This window comes from Nonomuraea jiangxiensis (assembly GCF_900099965.1).
GTDB lineage: Bacteria > Actinomycetota > Actinomycetes > Streptosporangiales > Streptosporangiaceae > Nonomuraea > Nonomuraea jiangxiensis.
This window is the reverse complement of the sequence record NZ_FNDJ01000006.1, coordinates 205,320-227,451: the sequence shown is the minus strand read 5'-3', so window position 1 is coordinate 227,451 and position 22,132 is coordinate 205,320. Positions and strand designations below refer to the sequence as shown.

Below are 22,132 nucleotides of genomic sequence, written 5' to 3'. Positions count from 1 at the left end.
GTGCGGGTCTTCGACAGCAACTGGATGCAGATCGCCGACTACCTCGAACGTGACGATCGCGTCGTGCTCCCGGTCGGCTCGACCGAGCAGCACGGGTACCTCTCACTCGGCACCGACGCGCTGCTGGCCGAGCGCGTGTCGGTGGAGGCGGCCGAGCCGCTCGGCGTGCCGGTGCTGCCGGTTCTGCCGTTCGGCATGGCCCCGTACTTCACCGCCTACCCCGGCACCATGAGCCTGCGCATGAGCACCTACATCGAGGTGGTGCGCGACCTGCTGGACTGCCTGGCAGGTCAGGGCTTCCGGCGGATCGCGGTGATCAACGGGCACGGCGGCAACGCCCCCGTCGCCGGGCTCATCCGCGAGTGGATCAACCGGCCCGGCGCCGACCGGGTCCAGGTGCTGTTCCACAGCTGGTACAACGCGCCGAAGACGGCAGCGGCGGCGAGCCGGTTCGACGAGGACCAGTACCACGGCTCGTGGCTGGAGAACTTCGCCTGGACCAGGGTGGCCGGCGTCGAGATCCCCGGCGGCGCCGCCCCCGTCATCGACCGGGCGAAGGCCGGCAACCTGACGGCCGAGGAGATGAGGGCGCAGTCGCCGGACGGCAGTCTCGGCGGCGCCTACCAGCGAAGTGACGAGGACATGCAGCTCGTCTGGGACGCCGGCGTGGCCGAGGTCCGCGAGCTGCTGGAGAAGGGATGGCTCGACCAGTGACATCAGGCCCAGTGAGATCGGACGCGGCGACATCGGGCGCGGCGACATCAGGTGCCGCGACATCAGGCCCGCAGACCTCGGACAGCGGCAGGATCGCCGTCGTCACCGGCACGGCGCACGGGATCGGCGCGGCCATCGCCGCCGCGCTCGAAGCCGACGGCGTCCGGGTGCACGGCATCGACAAGGACACGGTGGACGTGACCGACTCGGCCGCGGTCAACGCGTTCTTCGCCGAACTCGGCGACGTCGACATCCTGGTCAACAACGCGGGCGGGGTCGTCGGCCAGGTGCACCACCCGATCGAGGAGATCTCCGACGACGACTGGTCGGCCGTGGTCGCGGCCAACCTGACCAGCACCTTCCTGTGCACCCGGGCGGTGGCGCCGGGCATGAAGCGGCGCGGGTGGGGCCGCGTCGTCAACATCTCCTCCGGCGCCGGCCGCAGCGTCAGCCTGACCGGCATCCAGGCCTACGCCAGCGCCAAGGCCGGGCAGATCGGCTTCACCCGCCAGATGGCCCACGAGCTGGGCCGGTACGGCATCACGGTCAACTGCATCGCCCCCGGATTCGTCCTGTCGAACCCCACCACGATCAAGCAGTGGGAGAGCTACGGGGACGCGGGCCAGCGGGAGCTCGTCGAGGGCATCGCCGTACGCCGGCTGGGCTCGCCCGAGGACATCGCGCACGGGGTGCGGTTCTTCGTCTCCGAAGCCTCGTCCTGGATCACCGGTCAGACCATCTCGATTGACGGCGGACATGCTCTCTTTTAACTCCACCGACGCCGAATACCTCGACGAGCTCGCCGCCTACGTCGCCGTGCCCAGCGTGAGCCGCGACGCCACCGAGGAGACCATGCGCACGGCCGCGGAGTGGCTGGCGGACCAGCTCTCCTTCGCCGGCGGCCGCGTCGTCGCCACCTCCGGCCACCCGGTGGTGCGGGGCGAGTGGCTGGGCGCTCCCGGGGCGCCCACCATCCTGGTCTACGGCCACTACGACGTGCAGCCCACCGGCTCGGAGGCCGAATGGCGCACGCCGCCGTTCGAGCTCACCGTGGACGGCGACGTGATCCGCGGGCGCGGGGTCACCGACGACAAGGGCCCGGTGTTCATCGTGCTCAAGGTGGCCCAGGCGTTCATCGCCCAGGAGGGCGCGCTCCCGCTGAACGTCAAGTTCCTCTTCGAGGGCGAGGAGGAGATCGGCAGCCCGCACCTGCCGGCCTACCTTCGCGAGCACGCCGACGAGCTGGCGGCCGACCTGGTCATCTCCGCCGACGGCGCCATGTGGCGGCCCACCGAGCCGTCGCTGTCGATCGCCTCCAAGGGCCTCGTGACCCTGGACATCGAGGTCACCGGCGCCAACGCCGACCTGCACTCCGGCCGGTTCGGCGGCACCGTGGCCAACCCGCTGCACGCGCTGTCGGAGATCCTGGCCGGGCTGCACACGCCCGACGGCCGGGTCGCGGTCGAGGGCTTCTACGACGGCATCCCCGAGCTGAGCGACGAGCGCCGCGCGGCCATCGCGGCGGTGCCCTTCGACGAGGACGGTTACCGGGACGGCCTCGGGCTCGGCAGCGTCTTCGGCGAGGCCGGCTACAGCACGCTCGAACGCCTGTGGGAGCGGCCCACGCTGGAGGTCAACGGGGTCACCGGCGGCGGGAAGTACACGGTCATTCCGCACACCGCGCGGGCCCACATCTCCTGCCGGCTGGTGCCCGGCCAGCGGCCGGACGCCGTGCTGCGGGCCATCACCGACCACGTGCTCGACCACAAGCTCACCGGTGTGCGCGTCGCGGTCCACCCCGACGAGGGGGGCGTGCCCGCGTACACGATCGCGCCCGATCACCCGGCCATCCGGGCCGCCCGCGCCGCGCTGGAGCACGTCTACCCGGGCCAGGACGTGCTGCTGGCCGTCATCGCCGGCACGCTGCCCGCCACGGCGCTGTTCGAGGAGGTGCTCGGCGCGAAGACGCTGTTCTTCTCCTTCTCCACCGCGGACGAGAACCTGCACGCCCCGAACGAGTTCCTGCGGATCCCGCGGCTGCGCGAGGGCATGCGCGCCTGGGAACAGCTGTGGCGGCTGCTCGCCGACGGGCCGCACCGGCTGGCCCCGGTCGCCGGTCCCGGCTCGCGCGAGCGGTCCGCGTGATGAGCTACCGGTCCTACGGTTACCTCACTCCCGGCGAGGACTTCCCCGAGTTCGAGCTGGCGCCCGAGTTCGGCCGGGTCCCGCCGTACGAGGACGGGCTGGCGGCGGCGGAGCGGTCGCGGGCCGAGCGGCTCCTGCGCGACAACATCGTGATCAGCCTGCACGACCACCCGGTGCGCTTCCCGGCCGACATGCGCCAGACCCCGGAGTACAACCGCACCGGGCGCCAGCACACCGCGTTCGCGGGGCTCCGCGCCTCCGGCATGACCGTCGTGTTCGACAACATGATGGACGGCACCGCCTGCGTCACCGGCAACGCGCCGTGGCGCTGGCTCGACGTCATCACCGACCTCGGCATGCGCCAGGCCGACCTCGCCCACCAGGACGACGTCATCGTGGTCAGGAACCTGGCCGACATCGAGTACGCCCACCGCACCGGCAAGGTGGGCCTGCTGTTCGGCCTGGAGGCGGCCACCCCGATCGAGAACGAGATCGACCGGCTCGACGTGCTGTACGGCCTCGGCCTGCGGCAGATCGGCATCGCCTACTCCGAGGCGAACGCGCTCGGCAGCGGCCTCAACGAGACCGTCGACGGCGGCCTGACCGACTTCGGCCGGCGGGCGGTCGCCAGGATGAACCGGCTCGGCCTGGCCATCGACATCTCGCACTCCTCCGACCGGACCGGCCTCGACGTCTGCGCCGCCAGCCAACGCCCGGTGTTCATGACGCACGCCGGGGCCCGCGCGGTCTGGGACACGCCGCGGATGAAACCTGACGACGTCCTGCGCGCCGTGGCCGAGACCGGCGGCGTCATCGGGATGTCCGCGGCGCCGCACACGACGCTGTCCGAGGCGCATCCCCGGCACACCATCCTGTCGGTGATGGACCACTTCAAGTACTGCGTGGACCTGGTCGGCATCGAGCACGTCGCGTTCGGGCCCGACACCCTCTACGGCGACCACGTCGGCCTGCACACCGTGTTCGGCCACCTGCTCAGGATCGGGGCCGCCGCCCCCGGCGGTCCCTCCTTCCCGAAGGTGGCCTACGTGGACGGCCTGGAGAACCCGACCGAGAACTTCGCCAACATCTGCGGCCGGCTGGTAAGCGACGGGTTCTCCGACGACGAGATCGCCGCCGTGCTGGGCGGCAACATCCTCAGGGCCCTCGACCGTGTCTGGACCCTGTCGTGACCTCTTCGCAACCAGGAGTGAGTGGTGGCTGACCACACCCCCGAAGCCCGCACCCCCGAAGCCCGAACCTCCGAAGTCCGAACCTCCGAAGCCCGCACCTCCGATGTGCCGCCGAACGCCGAGCTGGCCCGGCTGAGCGCGGAGTTCTTCCAGATCAAGCATGCCGCCGACCCGTTCAGCGCCACGTTGCTCGGGGTCTCCGGCTTCGACGGCCTGGTGCCCGACCCCAGCCGCGAGGGCTCGGCGGCCGTGGCCGCCGAGCTGGCCGGCATCGAGCGAGGGCTGGCGGCCCTCGACCCGGCCGGCCTGAACCCGGCCGACCAGGTCAACCACGCGGTGCTCGGCCGCCTGACCTGGGCGACCCGGTCGGACCTGGAGCACGGCCTGTGGGAGTCCGGGGCCTCGGCCGACGGCTACTCCGCGCCGCAGGCGATGATGTTCATGTCGGTCCCGGCCGCGTCCGTCACCGACGCGGCGGCGGCCGAGCAGTATCTCCGGCGGCTCGGCGGCCTGCCCGCGTTCCTCGACGCCGTACTCGACCGTTACCGTACGGCCAAGGACGAAGGCCGCATCCCCACCCGCGTGGGCGTCGGCCAGGCCATCGACCAGCTCACCGGCCACCTCGCGCTGAGCCTGGCGGACGACACGCTGCTCAGCCCGCGGCTGCCGGACGACGTGGACCGCGACCAGGTCAGGGCCCGGGCGGCGGAGATCGTCGAGGGCTCCGTCCGGCCCGCCATGCGCCGCCTGCTGGCCGGCCTGCGCGACGAGCTGCTGCCGGTGGCCCGCCCCGACGACCAGGTCGGCATCCGGTTCGTCCCGGGCGGCGAGGAGGGCTACCGCGACGCGGTACGGCGGCACACCACCACCGACCTGTCCCCGGAGGAGATCCACCGGATCGGGCTCGACTGTCTGGCGGAGCTGCAGGCCGAGTGGTCCGAGCTGGGCGGCCGGGTGCTCGGCACGACCGACGTGGCCGAGATCCATGCCCGGCTGCGCGACGACCGCTCGCTGCGCTTCACCGACGGCGCGCAGATCGTCGACACGGTCACCGAGGCGCTGCGCCGTGCGGAGGAGGCCCGCGGCGAGTGGTTCCCGGCGTACGACATCGCCGACTGCGTCATCGAGGAGATCAACCCGATCGAGGCGGGCAACGCCGCGCTCGCCCACTACCGGCCGCCGGCCGGCGACGGGTCGCGGCCGGGCGCCCACTGCGTGCTCACGACCGATCCGCAGGAGCGGTTCGTGTACGAGTACGAGGCGCTGGCCTTCCACGAGAGCACGCCGGGGCACCATCTGCAGATCGCCTCCGCGCAGACCCTGACGGACCTGCCCGAGTACCGGCGCTTCCTGGACGCGGAGGTGTGCGGCTACGTCGAGGGCTGGGGCCTGTACAGCGAGCGGCTGGCCGACGAGATGGGCCTCTACACCTCCGACCTGTCCCGCCTCGGCATGTTGTCCTTCGACGCGCTGCGGGCCTGCCGCCTCGTCGTCGACACCGGCATGCACCACCTCGGCTGGTCGCGGGAGCAGGCCATGCGGTTCATGTGGGACAACACCGCGACCACCCGCGCCAACGTCCGCAACGAGATCGACCGCTACATCTCCTGGCCGGGACAGGCGCTCGCCTACATGATCGGCCGCCGCGAGATCCGCCGCCTGCGCGACCTCGCCCGGCGGCGGCTCGGCGCCAGGTTCGACATCCGGGCCTTCCACGGCACGGTGCTCGGCAACGGCGCGGTCCCGCTCGGCGTGCTCGACCAGATCGTGTCCGGCTGGATCGACCGCCAGGCCGCCTGAATTTTCTGCTGAAGGAGTGTCCGTGTTCGTAGACATCAACGGAGCGCGCCTCAATGTCGAGGTGCTCGGCGAGGAGGGCGCGCCGGTTCTGATCGCCCATCACGGCGGCGGTGGCATCGGCTCGCTCGCCGAGCCCAGGTCCACCTTCGGGCCGCTGTCCGACCTGTTCCGCGTCGTGGTGTTCGACGCCCGCGGCTGCGGGCTGAGCGAGGGCGTGCCGCCGTACTCGCACGCCCAGTGGGCCGCCGACGTCGACGCGCTGCGCGAGTGGGCCGGCGCGGAGAAGATCGTGGTCGCCGGGGGGTCCTACGGCGGGTTCATCGCCATGGAGTACGCGATCGCGTATCCCGACCGGGTGAGCGCGATGATCCTGCGCGACACCTCGCCGGACCGTACCAACCTGGCCCTCGCCACCGAGAACGCGCGCAAGCAGACCCGCGTGACGATCAACTGGGAGAACTACGAGCGTTACTGGAGCGGCAACATCCGCGACGACGAGGACCTGAAGTCCTGCTGGGCCGAGCTGATCCCGCTGTACGACTTCGAGTACGACCCGGTGGCCGCAGCCGCCCGGGTCGAGGCCGGTATCTACCGCCACGAGGCGCACAACTGGTGCTTCCAGCACAACGCGCCGATCTACGACGTCAAGCCGCAACTGCCGTCGGTCACCTGCCCCACCCTGGTCACCGTCGGACGCACCGACTGGGTGACCCCGGTGTCGTCGTCGGAGACGATCGCCTCGCTCATCCCGAACGCGAAGCTGGTCGTCTTCGAGAAGTCCGGCCACTCGCCGCAGATCGAGGAGGCCGAGCTGTTCCAGCAAACGATGCGCGACTTCCTGGCCGAGGCGCTGCCCGAGATCGCGGCGGTGGGGCGATGATCAGCCGGCGTACTCTGGAAATCCCTCAGCTCGACCTCGCCATCCCCTACTTCGACGTCCAGGGCCGCGAGGACGGGCCGCGGCTCACCGTGCTCTCCGGCGTCCATGGCGCCGAGTACGCGTCGATAGCCGCCGTCCGCGAGTTCGTCCGCGGCCTCGACGCGAGCGCCGTCAAGGGGCGGATCGTCCTCGTCCCGGTGGTGAACGTGCCGGGCTTCTGGGCCAGGGTGCCGTTCGTGGTCCCGCCCGACGGCGAGAACCTGAACCGCAGCTTCCCCGGCGACCCGGCCGGCACCTACACGCGGGTGCTCGCCCATCACGTGTTCGAGAGGTTCGTCCTCGGCTCCGACTACCTGGTGGACATGCACGCGGGCGACGTGCCGGAGGCGCTCGAACCGTTCACCATCTTCGAGGAGTCGCCGGTCGAGGCCGCCTCGCTGGAGCTCGCCACGGCCTTCGGGCTCGGGCACATCGTCCGGCAGGCGGCGGCGGCGCGGACCGTGGCGGGCAGCACGTGCGCGGCGGCGGCCGACGCCGGCATCCCGGCGATCATCGCCGAGTCGGGCCAGAACGGCCTGCTCGACCGGGCGGCGATCGACCGCCACCTGGCCGGGCTGACCAACCTCGCCAGGTCGATCGGCGTGCTGGACGGCGAGCCGTGGCCGCTCCGCGGGGCCCGCCGTCACGAGGGCTGGCACTGGCTGCGCACCGAGCGGGCCGGCTGGTGGGAGCCCGCGGTGTCGGTGGGGGAGTCCGTGCCGGCCGGCGGGCTGCTCGGGACCGTGGCCGACGTGTGGGGCGAGGTGTTCGCCGAGGTGCGGGCGCCCGAGGCGGGCACGCCCCTGTTCCTGACGAGCAGCCCGGCCGTCTCCGCCGACGGCCTGCTGCTCGGCCTCGCCCGCGACTGAACGCCATGGGGCCGTGCTCCGGAGCACGACCCCGTGGCATTTTCCGGAGGTGGCGTCACTTCCGGGTGGACAGCTCCACGTAGTAGGGCTTCATCGCGGGGTAATAGGTGTCGAAGTCCGGCGTCGGAGAGCCGTCGCGCGCGGCCACCAGCATGTCCAGGTAGTAATCCCAGCCGGGGCCGACCTCGCCGATCTGGTCCTCGTCGTCGAGGTGCTGCACGAACCGCAGCAGGGTCTCCCCGCCGGCCTCGGACAGCAGCAGCTCGACGTGCCAGCTGCCGAACTCGTCGGTCGAGGACAGGGCCAGTCGCCGGGGCGGCTCGCACGCGTCGACGCGCATCTCGATCCACGGCTCCTGGTCCTCGAACAGCATCCGTACCTTGATCATGTGGCCTGGCGCGGCGTCGCCCTCCCACGGCCCGAACCAGCGAGCCGTGCGGTCGGGCTCGGTGACGCTGGCCCACACGTCCTCGACCGGCGCGCGGAACGATCGGGTCAGCACGAGATCGCTTCCTGCGTCGGTACGGAACAGCTCACCGGTGGGCAGACGGTTCATGCGGTGCTCTCCTCTGCTTGATCGGCCGACCCCTGGGCGCGACGTTCGCGGCGGGTCCGGTAAACCTCTGTCTCCAGCGCGTCGAGGCGGTGCTCCCAGCCGGCGGGCCGGGCGAACTGGGCGAGCCAGGCGACGAGCTCGGTGAACGGCCCGGGGTCGAGCTCGTAGAGCCGCTGCCTGCCGACGAGCTCGTCACGCACCAGCCCGCTCTGCCGGAGCACGCGCAGGTGGCGGCTCACGGCCGGCCTGCTGATCTGGAAGTGCCCGGCGATCTGCCCTGCCGCGAGCCTGCCGCCGCGCAGCATGACCAGGATCTCCCGGCGCACCGGGTCCGCGATCGCCCCTGCCACCTCATCCACCCGAAAAGCGTAACCCACTGGTTACGCTTTTGTCGAGGCGGCGATCACTCGGCGGATCTCATGGCGGACCCTTCGCCGGCGGGTGCGGCCGCGGCGCGGGCCTGCCGGCACCTGCCCCCGTGGCGGTGCCGGCATGAACGGGACGACCATGGCAAGACGCCCTGATCGCTGGCAAGGAATCGGCTCGAGATGGGATGCTGGGACGACACTCTCCATTGCGAGCTGCGCGTTCGGCTGAGCTGCTGGGACGTCGGTGGGATGCGTGGGACGGCGCGCAGCTCACGGCTGAAAGGCGATCCGGGTCTTGACGCAGATGACTGACGCTCAGCGATTCGCCGCACGGTTACGGATGCTCAAAGAACGCGCGGGGGCGAGTTTCGAAGAGCTGTCCAGGCAGACCGGCGTCAGCCGATCGAGCCTGCACCGCTACTGTTCGGGGGCCAAGGTGCCGACGGCCTACGGGCCGGTGCACGCTTTCGCCAAGGCGTGCGGCGCCACCAGCGACGAACTGCGTGACTTGCACCGGCTGTGGGCGCTGGCAGACTCCGCGCGGTCCGACCAGGCCGCCCCCTGGGACGAGGCCGACAGCGGGTCGCCCGAGGCCGCCGGGCCCGAGACCGATCCGGCCGCGGGCGGGGAGCCGATGCGGCCCGCGGACGGCAGGACGGGGAAGGGGCTTCCCGACGGGGTCGCGGGCCGGCGCGGGTGGCCGCTCCGGGCGGGTGGCCGGCGCGTCCCGGTGGCCGCCGTGGCCGCCACCGTCCTGGTCGTCGCGGGTGTCGCCGCCTTCGTCGTGTTCAACACGGCCTCCGGGGACAATGCCCCGACGATCTCGGAAAGCAGTCCGGGCGCCCTGCCCGTGTCCACCGTACGGGTCTACAACGTCGAGCAGGGTTGCCGGACCCGTGCCGAGCGCATACCCGCCTGCAGCATGGGCCTGGCCCGCGATCCGCGCCTCAAGTACGCCGCGGGCAACGTGGTGGCACACCGCGTCTGGCACGGCGACGTGCTGCGGACCGACTGCGTCCTGTACGACGGCGACCGCGTCGAGGACGAGACCGGGGTGGGCACGACCCGCTGGTTCCGGGTGCTGCTCGACGACGTGCCGGGCGGCTACGGGTGGCTGCCCGCCGTACGCACCCACGACAACCCGAAGCTCCCCGTCTGCACGTGAACCGCGCGGGCCAGGGGGCTCGGTGCGCGCCGGAGCCGGGACGGCGACTAACGTCTCGGCTGTCCGGAAAATGAGGTCCCGGAGTTGTCCCCTGCTGGGTCGCTCGTTCGTCGCGCAGGTGAGAGCCCACTGCCCTGGAGGTTCGCGATGCAGTACGCCTTGCTGATCTACACCCCGCCCGGCTACGCGGACTCGCTGCCGGAGGCCGAACGCGAGGCGGCGCTGGCCGAGTTCCTCGCCTTCACCGACGACGAGCGGTACGTCGCCGGCGGGCAGTTGCAGCCCACCGAGACGGCGACCACCGTGCGGGTGTCCGGCGGCCGGACGCTGATGACCGACGGCCCGTTCGCGGACACCAAGGAGGTGCTCGGCGGCCTCTGCCTGATCGAGGCGGCCGATCTGGACGAGGCGATCGAGCTGGCCGCGCGCGTCCCGGCCGCCCGGCTCGGCGGCACGGTGGAGGTCAGGCCGGTGGTGCGGCGCTGAGCGTGCTGGAGGAGGTCTTCAGGGACGAGTGGGGCCGGGTGGTGGCCTCGCTGGTCGGGTTCCTGCGTGACTTCGACCTGGCCGAGGAGGCCGCGCAGGAGGCGTTCGCGATCGCGGCGCGGCACTGGCCCGCCTCGGGCGTGCCGGACAACCCGGGCGCGTGGCTGGTGACGACGGCCCGCAACCGGGCCATCGACCGGCTCCGCCGGGAGCGCACCCTGGCCGAGAAGATCCACCTGCTGCCGGTGCCGGAGGTCATCATGGACGAGTTCGACGACACCGTGATCAAGGACGAACGGCTGGAACTGATCTTCACCTGCTGCCATCCGGCGCTGGCGCTGGAGGGGCAGGTGGCGCTCACGCTGCGGGCCGTCGGGGGGCTGGAGACCGCCGAGATCGCCCGGGCGTTCCTGGTCTCCGAGGAGACCATGAAGCGGCGCCTGACCCGCGCGAAGGCCAAGATCAAGCTGGCCGGGATCCCGTTCGCGGTTCCCGGCGCCCGGCTGCTGCCCGATCGTCTCGACGCGGTGCTGGCCGTGATCTACCTGATCTACAACGAGGGCTACCGGGGCCGGGTCGACCTCGGTGCCGAGGCCATCCGCCTGGGGCGGCTGCTCGCCGCGCTCATGCCGGCGGAGCCGGAGGCGTACGGGCTGCTGGCGCTGATGATGATCCACCACGCCCGGCGGCGGGCCCGGTTCTCCGGGGAGGACCTCGTGCTGCTGGAGGACCAGGACCGGTCGTTGTGGGACGTGGGCCAGCTCGCGGAGGGGCGGGCGGTGCTGGATCGAGCGCTGGCGCTGGGCGGGCGCGGCGCCTACGTCGTCCAGGCCGCGATCGCGTCGCTGCAGACGCGCGAGCGGATCGACTGGCCGCAGGTCGCGGAGCTGTACCGGCGGCTGGTCGAGCTGACCGGCTCGCCGGTGGTCGAGCTCAACCGCGCGGTGGCGCTGGCCCAGGCCGGCGACCCGGCCGCGGCGTTGCGCGCCGTCGACCGCCTCGACCTGGACGGCTACCTCTACTTCCACTCGACCCGCGGCGAGCTGCTGCGCCGGCTGGGCCGGGACGCCGAGGCCCGGGACGCCTACCGCCGGGCGCTCGAACTGGCCACCACGACCCCCGAGCGGCGGTTCCTGGCCCGGCGGCTCGAAGGGCTCTGATTTCCCCGGCCCGGCCCGTCCCCCGGGCGGATGCTCGTTCGTCGCCTGCATGTGAGCGACAACCGGACGTGGGGTCGCCACGCACGATCATCCCGATCCGAGGAGAAGTCACATGTCGGCAGTCCAGTCCACCGGGGTCCACGAGACGTTCCTGCGCCTCCACGAGGCCGTCAACAGCGGCGACGCGGAGCTCATCGCCAAGACGATCGACGAGGTCATCGCGCCTGACCTGGTGTTCCACGCGCCCGTGCCGATGGAAACGGCGGGGACCGAGGCGCTCAAGCAGGTGTGGAGGGTGCTCCTGCGCGCGTTCCCCGACATCCACGTGGCGGTCGAGGACGTGATCACCGAGGGGGACAAGGTCGTCTACCGGAACCGGGTCACCGGGACCCACCAGGGCGAGTTCAGGGGCCTCGCGCCGACCGGCAGGTCCGTCGCGTACGACGAGATTTTCATCGTCCGCGTGGCCGAGGGCCGGGTGGCCGAGATCTGGGGGGTCGTCGACGTTCACGCGCAGCTGCGGCAGCTCGGCCTGATCCCCGAGGGCACCCTCTGAGATGAACGTCTTCCTGTGGATCGTGCAGGCGATCCTCGCTCTGTTGTTCGGCCTGTCCGGCCTGGTGAAGGTCCTGCAGCCGAAGGACCGGCTGGCCGGCAGGTATCCGTGGGTGGAGGACCACTCCCAGGCCACCGTGCGGTTCATCGGCGTGATGGAGGTGCTCGGCGCGATCGGGCTGGTCGTACCGGCCGCGACCGGGATCGCCGCCGTCCTGACACCGGCGGCCGCGACCGGGCTGGCGGTCCTCATGGTGCTGGCGGCCGGGACGCACATCCGCCGCAAGGAGCCCTCCGGAGTGGTGGTCAACGCGGTTTTGTTCGTCATCGCGGTGTTCGTGGCCTGGGGCCGCTTCGGTCCCTACGGCTGGTAACCGCCTCCTTGGCCGGCCCCGGGGTGACCGGGCCGGCCGTTGAGGCGCGGTGACGGCTATTGCATCAAACCAGTTTGATGTATTGTGTCGATCATGGCACCGTCCGGCGAATCCGCTCCACCGCCGTTCGTCCGCCTGGCCGCCCACCCGGTGCGCTGGCGGCTGCTGAGCGAGCTGGCGCGCGGCGACCTGCGCGTGCGGGAGCTCGTCACCCTGGTCGGCGAGCCGCAAAACCTGGTCTCCTACCACCTGCGGCTGCTGCGCTCGGCGGGGCTGGTCAGCGCCCGCCGCAGCAGCTTCGACGGCCGCGACAGCTACTACCACCTGGACCTGGAGCGCTGCGCGCACGCACTGGCCGACGCCGGTGCCGCCCTGCATCCGGCGCTCCGCGTGCCCCCCGGGGAGCCGGTGACCTCCGCGGCGCCCTCCGTGCTGTTCATGTGCACCGGTAACAGCGCCCGCTCACCCATCGCCGAGGCTCTGCTGCGCCATCGCGTCGGCGGTCACGCCGAGGTGACCAGCGCCGGCAGCCATCCCAGGGCCCGCCTGCACCCTCACGCCGCACAGGTGCTGCGCCGGCGATACGGCATCGACCTCGCCGGGTGGCGCCCCCGGCACCTGGACACGCTGATCGGCCGCCGCTTCGACTACGTGATCAGCCTGTGCGACAAGGTCCGTGAGGTCTGCCCCGACTTCGACGGCCACCCGCGACGCGTGCACTGGAGCATCCCCGACCCGGCCGCCATCGCCGATGCCGGCGAGGGCGGCTACCCCGTGTTCGACCGCACCGCCGCGGAGATCGACACCCGCATCCGGCATCTGCAACCCGTCCTGTTCCCCGTCCTCGTCCCCGTCCCGCCCCGGGAGGTCCGGCCATGACAGCAACCGACCAGGTCGCCAGCGTCCGTTACATCGTCGACGACGTTCAAGCGGCCGTCGACTTCTACACCACACACCTCGGCTTCACCGTCAACTTCAGCGCCGCGCCCGCCTTCGCCGACGTGGTGCGCGGGCCGCTGCGCCTGCTGCTGTCCGGCCCCACCAGCTCCGGCGCCCGCGCCACCCCGCACGAGGCCGCCGGCGCGGGCCGCAACCGCATCCACCTGATCGTCGCGGACCTGGACGCCGAGGTCGCCCGGCTACGCGCCGCCGGCCTGCCGTTCAGCAGCGACCTGGTCACCGGGCCCGGCGGACGCCAGATCCTGCTGACGGACCCCGCCGGCAACCTGATCGAACTGTTCCAGCCCGCCCCCGGCACAGCGCAGCGCCGCTGAGTCCGGTCCTGTCCCCGGCGCGACCGGGCACCACTGAGAGTCCGGCCCCGGCCCCGTCCCCGGCACGGCGCTGCGCCGCTGAGAGCTCCGGCCCCTCCCTGGCATGGCCGAACGCCACTGAGAGTTCCGCCCCCGACCCCAGGGCGGCCGGGCGTCACTGAGAGTTCCGGCCCCGGGCGGTCTCCATTTACCTGCCACGCAGTATCGTGTTCCGATATCGGGATCCGTTTCGACAGGAGGTCGCACGTGGCGGGCACGCCCACGGGTCCAGGGCTGCTGGAACGCCGCCTGGGCCTGACCGACGCGGTCGTCATCGGGCTGGGCTCGATGATCGGCGCCGGCGTCTTCGCCGCCTTCGCGCCGGCGTCACGCGCGGCCGGCTCGGGGCTGCTGCTCGGGCTGGCGCTGGCCGCGGTGGTCGCCTACTGCAACGCGACGTCCTCGGCCCGGCTGGCCGCCCGCTACCCCGCCTCCGGCGGCACCTACGTGTACGGGCGGGAGCGCCTGGGTGAGTTCTGGGGCTACCTGGCCGGGTGGGCGTTCGTGGTCGGCAAGACCGCCTCGTGCGCGGCGATGGCCCTGACCGTGGGCTCCTACCTGTGGCCGGAGCAGGCACACGCGGTCGCCGTGGCCGCCGTGGTGGCGCTCACCGCGGTCAACTACGCCGGGATGCACAAGACGGTCTGGCTGACCAGGGGGATCGTCGCCGTGGTGGTGGCCGTACTGGCCGCGGTGGCGGTGGTCTGCCTCACCACCGGCACCGCGGACGCCGCCCGACTGGACGTCACCTCCGACGCCACCGTCACCGGGGTACTCCAGGCGGCGGGTCTGCTGTTCTTCGCCTTCGCCGGTTATGCCCGCATCGCCACGCTGGGGGAGGAGGTCCGCGACCCGGCCCGCGTCATCCCCCGGGCGATCCCGCTCGCGCTCGGCCTGACCCTGGTGGTCTACGCGGTGGTCGCGGTGGCGGCGCTGGCCGTGCTGGGCAGCGTGGGCCTGGGCCGGGCGGGCGCCCCGCTGGCCGAGGCCGTTCGCGCCGCCGGGTTGCCCGCCCTGGTGCCGCTGGTCGGCGCGGGCGCCGCGGTGGCCGCGATCGGCTCGCTGCTGGCGCTGATCCTGGGCGTCTCCCGTACCACGCTGGCCATGGCCCGCGACCGGCACCTGCCGCACGTGCTGGCCGCCGTCCACCCCCGCTTCAAGGTCCCGCACCGCGCGGAGCTGGTCATCGGCGCGATCGTGGCGATCCTGGCCGGCACGGCGGACCTGCGCGGCGCGATCGGCTTCTCCTCGTTCGGCGTGCTGGTCTACTACGCCATCGCCAACGCGAGCGCCTGGACCCTCACTCCGGAGGAGGGCCGCCCGGCCCGGCTGATCCCCGTCGTCGGGCTGGCCGGGTGCCTGGTCCTCGCCTTCTCGCTGCCGCTGTCCTCGGTGATCGCCGGGGCGGCGGTGCTGGCCGCCGGCGTCGCCGCGTACGGCCTGCGCCGGGCGATCACCACCCGCTCACCGTGACGGCCTGCGCCGCGATCACCACCCGCTCACCGTGACGGCCTGCGCCGCGATCACCACCCGCTCACCGTGACGGCCTGCGCCGGAGAATCATTACCCGCTCATCGTGATGCCCTAGACGGGTGGGCGGCAGCACGTGGAGGCTCAAGCCGTCCCCGGCGGCCGGTCGGCCTCGGGCAGCACCTCGCGCGCCAGCTCCAGCAGCGCCCTGCGGTCCTCCGCCAACGCCGCCACGCCCGCCTCGGTGGCCCGGTAGATCCGCCGCACCCGGCCCTCCACGACCTCCTGCCGCGAGGACAGCAGCCCGTCGGCCTCCAGCCGGTGCAACGTCGGATAGAGCGTGCCGGGGCTGATCGCATAACCGTGCCGTTTGAGCTCCTCGGTCATCCACGCCCCGTGAACGTCCTGCTCGGCAGCGTGGTGCAGGATGTGCAGCCGCACCGCCCCGCGCTGGAACTCCCTCATCCTCGCCCACCGTCCCGACTCGGCACGCCCTCCAGCATATGACGAAACCGATATCGGCCCCCGAGGTCGAGCCGTCCCGAGTCAGCCGACGCGGTGGGAGCGGCGGGAGCGGGCCAGGGCGAGCCCGCCGGTCACCACGCCGGCCAGCCCCAGCAGCGCGGCCACCACGGACCAGAGGCGCCCGGTGGTCAGGGCGTAGGCACTGACGGGGTCCTGCGCGGTCGCCGGGGTGGTCGCGGGGGTACTGCGGGTGCGGTAGTCGGCTGGTCATCCGCGCGCACGATTCGCCCGCGCGTACATCCGGTTATGGTGCGCCCATGAGCACAGGACGGTTCGGCGTCCCGGCAGGCGTCACGGACTGGGTGATCGCCGTGGGCGTGGCGGCGGCGCTGCTGGTCACCGGGCTGTCCGGGCAGCACGCCGGCACCTATCTCGACCTGGTCGGCCACGCGCTGCTGACGGCCGGCGGACTGGCGCTGGTCGCGCGCCGCCGGGCGCCGGTTCTCGTGCTGGCCGTCACCGGGGTCTGCGCGGCCGGTTACCAGGCGGCCGGGTTCGACGTGCCGGCGGTGGCGTACCTGTTCGCGGTGTACGCGGCCGTACGGGCGGGACACCGTACCGTCACGGTGGTGGCGAGCGTGATCATGCTGGCCGTGCTGCCCCTGGCGGCAATGGCGTCGGGCCTGCACGACACGGGCGAGGCGTTCGCGCAGGCCCGCGGTGCCCTCGAACTGGCCTGGCTGATCGCCGCCGGGGCCGCCGGCGAAGCGCTGCGGCAGGCCGAGCGGCGGGCGGACGAGGCCGAACGCACCCGGGAGGAGACCGCGCGGCGCCGCGCCGACGAGGAGCGGCTGCACATCGCGCGTGAGCTGCACGATTCGCTCACCCACCAGATCTCGATCATCAAGGTGCAGGCCGAGGTCGCCGTGCACGTGGCCAGGAGACGCGGCGAGCACGTGCCGGAGACTCTGCTCGCGATCCAGGAGGCCGGGCGCGAGGCGGCCAGGGAGCTGCGCGCGACCCTGGAGGCGCTACGCGACGACGACACGACCCCGCCGCGCGGGCTCGACCACGTCGCGGAGCTGGTGGAGCGGGCCAGGACGACCGGCCTGGACGCGACGCTGACGATCGAGGGCCGGCGGCACGACGTTCCGACGGCGGTGGACCGGACCGTCTATCGGATCGTCCAGGAGTCCCTCACCAACATCACCCGGCACGCCGCCGCGGCGACGGCCTCGGTCCGGATCGACTATCTTCCGGACGCGCTGGCGATCCGCATCGACGACGACGGCACGGCCACCCCGGACAGCACCCCGGTGCCCGGCGTCGGGCTGCTCGGCATGCGCGAACGGGTCACCGCCCTCGGTGGACGCCTGCGCGCGGCGCCGCGTGGCGAGGGCGGCTTCACCGTCCAGGCCGAGCTGCCGGTGGACCGGACGCCATGATCCGGGTCCTGCTGATCGATGACCAGCCGCTCCTCCGCAGCGGGTTCCGCGCGCTGCTCGACCTTGAGGACGACATCGAGGTGGTGGCCGAGGCCGCCGACGGACAGGAGGGCCTCGCCCTGGTCAAGAAGCACCTGCCCGACGTCGCGCTCATCGACATCCAGATGCCGGTCGTCGACGGCATCGAGGCGACCCGGCGCATCGCGGCGGACCCGGCCCTGGCCGGGGTGCACGTCGTCATCCTGACCAACTACGGCCTGGACGAGTACGTCTTCGACGCGCTGCGCGCCGGGGCGGCCGGGTTCCTCGTCAAGGACATCGTGCCGGAGGACTTCCTGCACGCCGTACGCGTCGCCGCGCGTGGCGACGCCCTGCTCGCCCCGTCCATCACCCGCAAACTGATCAACCGGTACGTCGCCCAGCCGCTCCGCACCGGTACCGGCGCGGGGCTGGAGGAGCTGACCAACCGCGAACGCGAGGCCGTCGCCCTGGTCGCGCAGGGCCTGTCCAACGACGAGATCGCCGGCCGCATGGGGATCAGCGCGGTGACCGCGAAGACCCACGTCAACCGGGCCATGGCCAAGCTCCGCGCGCGGGATCGCGCCCAGCTCGTGGTCCTCGCCTACGAGTCGGGCCTGGTGTCCCCGCGAAACATCTGATGTATGCGCCTAATAGCATCGGGTGTGCCGCGAGCCGTACATCGGTATGAGGGTATTTCGGATACTGCATTCCGTATGTAAAATCGCAGCAAAGTGGAGGGGAGTACTCCTTCGCGGCCGCGTCGTCATCACGGACCCGCCTTCGGGGCCCGGCGCGGTCGGTCCGCGACGATGCGGGCGGAGAAGACCTCCGACGGACGTGTCAACGCCAAGTCGGAGGAGCGCTTATGCCCCCACCTATGTCCGTGCCCGCCTGGCTGTGGGTGGCCACCATCGCCACGTTACTCGGACTCATCCTGGTCGACCTGATCATCGTCAACCGGCGGCCCCACAAGGTCACAATCTCCGAGGCGACGCGCTGGATCGCCTTCTACATCGGCTGTGCCGTCGTTTTCGGCGCAGGAGTGTGGATCTTCGGTGGCGACGAACAGGCGGCCTCGTACCTGACCGGCTACATCACCGAGTACTCGCTGAGCGTCGACAACCTGTTCATCTTCATGATGATCATGGGGAGCTTCGCCGTGCCCGCCATCCACCAGCACCGCGTGCTCCTCATCGGGATCATGATGGCGCTGGTCATGCGGGGCATCTTCATCGGCGTGGGCGCGCAGGCCGTACAACGTTTCAGTTGGATCTTCTGGCTCTTCGGCGGCATCCTCATCTACACCGCGTGGAAGTTCGCGTTCAACAACAAAGAGGAAGAGGAGTACGACCCCAACGGCGGCGTCGTACGGCTGGTGCGCAAGCTGTTCCCGGTCACCGACGAGTACCACGGCTCGCGGCTGACCATCAAGCGGGACGGCCGCCGCTGGCTGACCCCGATGTTCATCGTCATGATCGCCATCGGCGGCGCGGACCTGGTCTTCGCGGTCGACTCGATCCCCGCCATCTTCGGCATCACCCAGGACGCCTACCTGGTCTTCGCGGCCAACGCGTTCGCGCTGATGGGGCTGAGACAGCTGTACTTCCTGCTCGGCGGGCTGGTGGAGAAACTCGTCTACCTCGCCTACGGCCTGGCGGTCATCCTCGGCTTCATCGGCGTGAAACTCGTCCTGCACGCCCTGCACGAGAACGAACTGCCGTTCATCAACGGCGGCGAGCACGTCACCTGGGTCCCCGAGATCAACAACTGGGTCTCGCTGGGCGTCATCGTGACCGTGCTCGGCATCACGACAGTGCTCAGCCTGCTCAAGTCCAGGCGTGACGAGCGCCAGGGCGTCCAGCCGCCCGAGCCCGAGCCCGAAACCGAGCCCGCCGACCCGGCGCGCAACTGACCGTGGGGGCAGGCTCGCCGCCGTGGCCGCTGCGCGCCCGGCGGCGAGCCCTTGCGGTCCTTGCGGTTCAGGATCGATTCGCTTGACGTACAGAGGGAGGGGGAGACGGCGGCTTCCCGCCGTGCGGGACCAGATCGACGTGCTGCCCGAGCTCGCCCGCGAGGGCATCCCGGTCGTACTGACCGGCGACTTCAACAGCCCGTCGCACCTCGACTGGACCCGGGCCGTCGCGGACGCGCGGGAGGACGTGCCCTTCGCGGTGAACTGGCCGGTCAGCGCCGCACTGGCGAAGGCCGGGCTGCACGACACCTACCGCGAGGCGCACTCCGACCCGGTCGCCGTCGCCGGCTTCACCTGGACGCCGGGCGGCCCGGAGACCGACGCGCACGAGGTGTACGACCGGATCGACTGGGTGCTGCGTGCCGGGCCCTCCCGCACGATCGACAGCACCGTCGTCGGCGAGACCGGCGGCGCGAACGTCGGGGTGGGTTTGTCCCCCTACCCGACCGACCACCGGGGAGTGGTGTCCACGCTGGACGTCGAACCGGCGGTGCCGCCGGTCCTGGCCGCCCCCGCCACCCGCGCGGTCACGGTCGGCAGGGCGCTCCCGGTCACCTTCCACGGCTCCGGCGAGCGGGGTGAGCGCGTGGCGCTGCTGGACCGGCGGGGCCGGACCGTGGCGGAGCAGCCGACGGGCAAGGCCGTGGACGGCACGGTCACGTTGCCGACGAAGGGGATGCGCGAGGGCGCGTACGACGTCGTCCTCTCCACCTCCGGTGGCAGGACGCTGTCGAAGGCCCCGGTGTGGCTCTATCCCAAGGGCGAGCCGGCCCGGGTGTCGGTGGGCAGGAACCGGTACCGGGTGGGCGAGCCGATCGACGTCTCCTGGTCGAACGCCCCCGGCATGGGACTGGACTGGATCTCGGTCTTCGCCTGCCCGAAGGACGGGTGCGAGCCCACCTCCGGCTACCTCGTCTACACCTACACCGGCTCGCGGATCGAGGGCCACGGCACGATCGGGCCGCGCTCGATCGGCGCGGCGGACTCCTGGCCGCTGCCGCCCGGCAGGTACGTGGTGCGCCTGCTGCCGGACGACGGGCTGGTGTCGGTGGCCGATTCCAGGGTCTTCACGGTGTCCTGACCCTTCGCCCGTATTGCGGGTGGTGAGGTCACGCCGCGTTGCCCACCACCCGCTGCGGGGAGATCCGGATCACGACCCGTACCGCGCTCGGGGGGAGCCGGAGGTACTCCTCGCCGGCTCCCTCTCCGTCGTACTTTTCTGCCAGCAGCACCGCCAGCCGCCTCCCCGCGTCCTCGGTGACCGTCGCCACCCCTCGGACCTCGACGTACTGCTCGGGGTCGGAGAGGTCGAACACGCTGAGGCTGGCCCGCGGGTCCCGTTCCAGGTTCAGGACCTTGCGCCGGCCGGCCTGGGAGGAGATGACCACGTCATCGCCGTCGATGCCGACCCAGACGACCGAGGTCTGCGGACTGCCGTCGGGGTTGAGGGTGGCGAGGACGCCGATGTTGGGAGCGTTGAGGATCTTCCGGGCGGAGTCGCTGAGGATGGCGCTCATGATCGGCAGCATAGAGTGCCCACCCACCACCCGCCCAGCGCTCCCGGCACGAAATCAGCATCCGCTGTCGGGGTGCGGGGAGGCCAGCGGCAGACGGCGTGGCGGCGGATGGGGAAGCTCCCGCCCGGTGCGCGCGGTGATGCCGTCAAGGGCCAGCTCCAGGTAGCGGCGCCACGCCTGCGGCTCGGTGCTCAGCAGCGGCGCCGCCGTGTGCTGGATGCCCGCCAGCAGCAGGACGACATCGGTGCCGGTGAGATCCGGGCGGACGACGCCCCGCTCGCGGGCGCGGGCGGTGAGCGCTTCCCCAGCGTCGCAAAGGCGGTCGATCGCGGCACGCACCTGCGGGTTCTGCAGGGACGGGCGCCCGACGACCTCGCAGAACGCCCGATCCCTGACGAGGAGCTGCACGCCGGCGGCCATGAACTCGCGCAGCGCCAGGCCGGGATCGTCAGCCGTGAGCAGCTCGGTGGCGGTGTCCATGAGCTCGTCGAGCATGCCGAGCATGATGGCCGCCAGCAGCTCCTCCTTTGAGGAGAAGTGGCGGAAGACCGTGCCCTTTCCCACCCCGGCACATTGCGCGATCTCCGCGATGGAAACCTCGACCCCGCGTTCGGCGAACGTCTTGGCCGCGGCGTCCAGCAACAGCCGGCGGTTGCGCACCGCGTCACTGCGCGACGGGGCGCCGGACGTCGCTCCAGTCATGCCGTCTCCCTTCCGGCCATCAGTCTACTCCCCAACGTGACCGACCGGTCCGTTTCGGGTTTATGCTGAAGGTGACCAGCTGGTCCGCTTAGCTGTGCGGGCCGGAAGTTGTGAGCGGTACGAAGGGAAAAGTCAGATGGGCAACACGTTGGAGGGAAAGGTCGTCCTCGTCACCGGAGCGTCGTCGGGCATCGGCGAGGCCACCGCGCTGGCCCTCTCGGCGGAGGGAGCCCTGGTCGCGGCCGGGGCCCGGCGAGTCGACCGGTTGGAGTCCCTGGTGCACAAGGCGCCCGGCGAACTGCTGGCCCTCGACCTGGACGTGACCGACCAGGACTCGGTCCGGGCCGCGGTGGCGAAGACCGTCGAGCGCTTCGGCGCCCTGGACATCCTGGTGAACAACGCCGGCGTGATGCTCACCGGCCCGATCGCGGGCGCGGACACCACGGAATGGACGCGCATGGTCGAGACCAACCTGCTCGGCTCGATGTACACGGTCCACGCGGCACTGCCGTACCTGCTGGAGCGCAAGGGCACCGTCCTCCAGGTCTCCTCGACCTCGGGCCGGTTCGCCTCGGCCTACGGCGGCGTCTACGCGGCGACGAAGTTCGGCGTGACCGCCTTCTCCGAGTCGCTGCGGCAGGAGGTCACCGCCCAGGGCGTACGCGTCGTGGTCATCGAGCCCGGCTTCGTCGCCACCGAACTGGCCGACCACATCACGGACCCCCCGACCCGGGCCGCCGCACAGGAGATGGCCGCCTCCATGCGCACGTTGCAGCCCGAGGACATCGCCAACGCCGTCGTGTACGCGGTGACCCAGCCCCAGCACGTCGCGGTCAACGAAATCCTCATCCGCCCCACCGACCAAACCCCCTAACCCACCCACACCCCCCATCCAAACGCGCGGGTCGGACCCGCAGTCGCCCAGG

The 22,132-nt window shown here is 71.8% G+C and carries 26 protein-coding genes; 20 read left to right on the top strand and 6 right to left on the bottom strand.

The window, feature by feature from the left end; all coding sequences use genetic code 11:
* The 7 genes from BLS95_RS15465 to BLS95_RS15435 are packed head-to-tail and all read left to right on the top strand — an operon-like array spanning nt 1 to nt 7,637.
* Nucleotides 1–714 carry a creatininase family protein gene (locus BLS95_RS15465; RefSeq protein WP_090931666.1) on the top strand — a complete coding sequence of 238 codons (714 nt, stop codon included), beginning with the start codon at nt 1–3 and terminating at the stop codon, nt 712–714.
* Between the two features lie 11 nt (nt 715–725).
* Nucleotides 726–1,484 (top strand): SDR family NAD(P)-dependent oxidoreductase, encoded by a 759-nt coding sequence (locus tag BLS95_RS15460; RefSeq protein ID WP_218135778.1) that lies wholly within the window; start codon nt 726–728, stop codon nt 1,482–1,484.
* Nucleotides 1,471–2,859, top strand: coding sequence for a dipeptidase (locus tag BLS95_RS15455; protein WP_090931664.1), 1,389 nt, complete (start codon nt 1,471–1,473; stop codon nt 2,857–2,859). The genes BLS95_RS15460 and BLS95_RS15455 overlap by 14 nt, the downstream gene beginning before the upstream one ends.
* Nucleotides 2,859–4,049 (top strand): dipeptidase, encoded by a 1,191-nt coding sequence (locus BLS95_RS15450; RefSeq protein WP_090931663.1) that lies wholly within the window; start codon nt 2,859–2,861, stop codon nt 4,047–4,049. Before BLS95_RS15455 ends, BLS95_RS15450 begins: the two co-directional genes overlap by 1 nt.
* A 24-nt stretch (nt 4,050–4,073) precedes the next feature.
* A complete protein-coding gene (locus tag BLS95_RS15445; RefSeq protein ID WP_176993204.1) occupies nt 4,074–5,849 on the top strand; it encodes a DUF885 domain-containing protein in 1,776 nt (591 codons plus the stop codon).
* Nucleotides 5,850–5,871: 22 nt separating this feature from the next.
* Entirely contained in the window at nt 5,872–6,729 is an 858-nt protein-coding gene (locus tag BLS95_RS15440) for an alpha/beta fold hydrolase (RefSeq protein WP_090932048.1), read from the top strand.
* Nucleotides 6,726–7,637 carry a succinylglutamate desuccinylase/aspartoacylase family protein gene (locus BLS95_RS15435; RefSeq protein ID WP_090931661.1) on the top strand — a complete coding sequence of 304 codons (912 nt, stop codon included), beginning with the start codon at nt 6,726–6,728 and terminating at the stop codon, nt 7,635–7,637. The genes BLS95_RS15440 and BLS95_RS15435 overlap by 4 nt, the downstream gene beginning before the upstream one ends.
* A 55-nt stretch (nt 7,638–7,692) precedes the next feature.
* On the opposite strand, the gene BLS95_RS15430 is transcribed toward BLS95_RS15435, so the two are convergent.
* Together BLS95_RS15430 and BLS95_RS15425 are read right to left on the bottom strand one after the other, a co-directional pair.
* The gene (locus tag BLS95_RS15430) at nt 7,693–8,193 is read right to left on the bottom strand and encodes an SRPBCC family protein (RefSeq protein WP_090931660.1); all 501 of its coding nucleotides are present in this window, start codon (nt 8,191–8,193) and stop codon (nt 7,693–7,695) included.
* On the bottom strand, nt 8,190–8,552 hold the full coding sequence (locus BLS95_RS15425; RefSeq protein WP_090931659.1) for a metalloregulator ArsR/SmtB family transcription factor: 363 nt from the start codon (nt 8,550–8,552) through the stop codon (nt 8,190–8,192). Before BLS95_RS15425 ends, BLS95_RS15430 begins: the two co-directional genes overlap by 4 nt.
* 313 nt (nt 8,553–8,865) lie before the next feature.
* On the opposite strand from BLS95_RS15425, the gene BLS95_RS56830 reads away from it, so the two are divergent.
* The 8 genes from BLS95_RS56830 to BLS95_RS15385 all read left to right on the top strand — a co-directional run bounded on the left by BLS95_RS56830 (nt 8,866) and on the right by BLS95_RS15385 (nt 15,087).
* Nucleotides 8,866–9,726, top strand: a complete 861-nt coding sequence (locus BLS95_RS56830; protein WP_281249997.1) for a helix-turn-helix domain-containing protein — start codon at nt 8,866–8,868, stop codon at nt 9,724–9,726.
* A gap of 147 nt (nt 9,727–9,873) precedes the next feature.
* Entirely contained in the window at nt 9,874–10,212 is a 339-nt protein-coding gene (locus tag BLS95_RS15415; RefSeq protein ID WP_090931658.1) for a YciI family protein, read from the top strand.
* Nucleotides 10,213–10,214: 2 nt separating this feature from the next.
* Nucleotides 10,215–11,372 (top strand): RNA polymerase sigma factor, encoded by a 1,158-nt coding sequence (locus BLS95_RS15410; RefSeq protein ID WP_176993203.1) that lies wholly within the window; start codon nt 10,215–10,217, stop codon nt 11,370–11,372.
* 112 nt (nt 11,373–11,484) lie between these two features.
* A complete protein-coding gene (locus BLS95_RS15405) occupies nt 11,485–11,928 on the top strand; it encodes an ester cyclase (RefSeq protein WP_090931657.1) in 444 nt (147 codons plus the stop codon).
* 1 nt (nt 11,929) lies between these two features.
* Complete coding sequence (locus tag BLS95_RS15400) at nt 11,930–12,301, top strand: DoxX family protein (RefSeq protein WP_090931656.1); 372 nt, start codon at nt 11,930–11,932, stop codon at nt 12,299–12,301.
* A 93-nt stretch (nt 12,302–12,394) separates the two neighbouring features.
* A complete protein-coding gene (locus tag BLS95_RS15395; RefSeq protein ID WP_090932043.1) occupies nt 12,395–13,180 on the top strand; it encodes a metalloregulator ArsR/SmtB family transcription factor in 786 nt (261 codons plus the stop codon).
* Nucleotides 13,177–13,575 carry a VOC family protein gene (locus BLS95_RS15390; RefSeq protein ID WP_090931655.1) on the top strand — a complete coding sequence of 133 codons (399 nt, stop codon included), beginning with the start codon at nt 13,177–13,179 and terminating at the stop codon, nt 13,573–13,575. The genes BLS95_RS15395 and BLS95_RS15390 overlap by 4 nt, the downstream gene beginning before the upstream one ends.
* Nucleotides 13,576–13,821: 246 nt before the next feature.
* Nucleotides 13,822–15,087, top strand: a complete 1,266-nt coding sequence (locus BLS95_RS15385) for an APC family permease (RefSeq protein ID WP_090931654.1) — start codon at nt 13,822–13,824, stop codon at nt 15,085–15,087.
* 141 nt (nt 15,088–15,228) lie between these two features.
* On the opposite strand, the gene BLS95_RS15380 is transcribed toward BLS95_RS15385, so the two are convergent.
* Nucleotides 15,229–15,549: an Rv3488 family transcriptional regulator gene (locus BLS95_RS15380; RefSeq protein ID WP_090931653.1), complete on the bottom strand. Its 321-nt coding sequence runs from the start codon at nt 15,547–15,549 to the stop codon at nt 15,229–15,231.
* An 81-nt stretch (nt 15,550–15,630) separates the two neighbouring features.
* Nucleotides 15,631–15,741 carry a DUF6223 family protein gene (locus BLS95_RS57875; RefSeq protein ID WP_281250004.1) on the bottom strand — a complete coding sequence of 37 codons (111 nt, stop codon included), beginning with the start codon at nt 15,739–15,741 and terminating at the stop codon, nt 15,631–15,633.
* 125 nt (nt 15,742–15,866) lie between these two features.
* On the opposite strand from BLS95_RS57875, the gene BLS95_RS15370 reads away from it, so the two are divergent.
* From BLS95_RS15370 to BLS95_RS15355, 4 genes are all read left to right on the top strand, one after another.
* Nucleotides 15,867–16,994, top strand: coding sequence for a sensor histidine kinase (locus tag BLS95_RS15370; RefSeq protein ID WP_090931652.1), 1,128 nt, complete (start codon nt 15,867–15,869; stop codon nt 16,992–16,994).
* Nucleotides 16,991–17,653, top strand: a complete 663-nt coding sequence (locus BLS95_RS15365; RefSeq protein ID WP_090931651.1) for a response regulator — start codon at nt 16,991–16,993, stop codon at nt 17,651–17,653. Before BLS95_RS15370 ends, BLS95_RS15365 begins: the two co-directional genes overlap by 4 nt.
* Nucleotides 17,654–17,892: 239 nt before the next feature.
* Nucleotides 17,893–18,927, top strand: coding sequence for a TerC family protein (locus BLS95_RS15360; RefSeq protein ID WP_090931650.1), 1,035 nt, complete (start codon nt 17,893–17,895; stop codon nt 18,925–18,927).
* Nucleotides 18,854–20,068, top strand: a complete 1,215-nt coding sequence (locus tag BLS95_RS15355; protein WP_342742711.1) for an endonuclease/exonuclease/phosphatase family protein — start codon at nt 18,854–18,856, stop codon at nt 20,066–20,068. The genes BLS95_RS15360 and BLS95_RS15355 overlap by 74 nt, the downstream gene beginning before the upstream one ends.
* Before the next feature lie 28 nt (nt 20,069–20,096).
* Here the strand turns inward: BLS95_RS15355 and BLS95_RS15350 are convergent, their stop codons facing one another.
* Together BLS95_RS15350 and BLS95_RS15345 are read right to left on the bottom strand one after the other, a co-directional pair.
* Nucleotides 20,097–20,504: a PPOX class F420-dependent oxidoreductase gene (locus BLS95_RS15350; protein WP_090932042.1), complete on the bottom strand. Its 408-nt coding sequence runs from the start codon at nt 20,502–20,504 to the stop codon at nt 20,097–20,099.
* Between the two features lie 54 nt (nt 20,505–20,558).
* Complete coding sequence (locus BLS95_RS15345; protein WP_090931648.1) at nt 20,559–21,206, bottom strand: TetR/AcrR family transcriptional regulator; 648 nt, start codon at nt 21,204–21,206, stop codon at nt 20,559–20,561.
* 136 nt (nt 21,207–21,342) lie between these two features.
* Between BLS95_RS15345 and BLS95_RS15340 the strand changes: the two genes are divergently transcribed.
* A complete protein-coding gene (locus tag BLS95_RS15340) occupies nt 21,343–22,080 on the top strand; it encodes an SDR family NAD(P)-dependent oxidoreductase (RefSeq protein ID WP_090931647.1) in 738 nt (245 codons plus the stop codon).
* Nucleotides 22,081–22,132 lie beyond the last annotated feature (52 nt).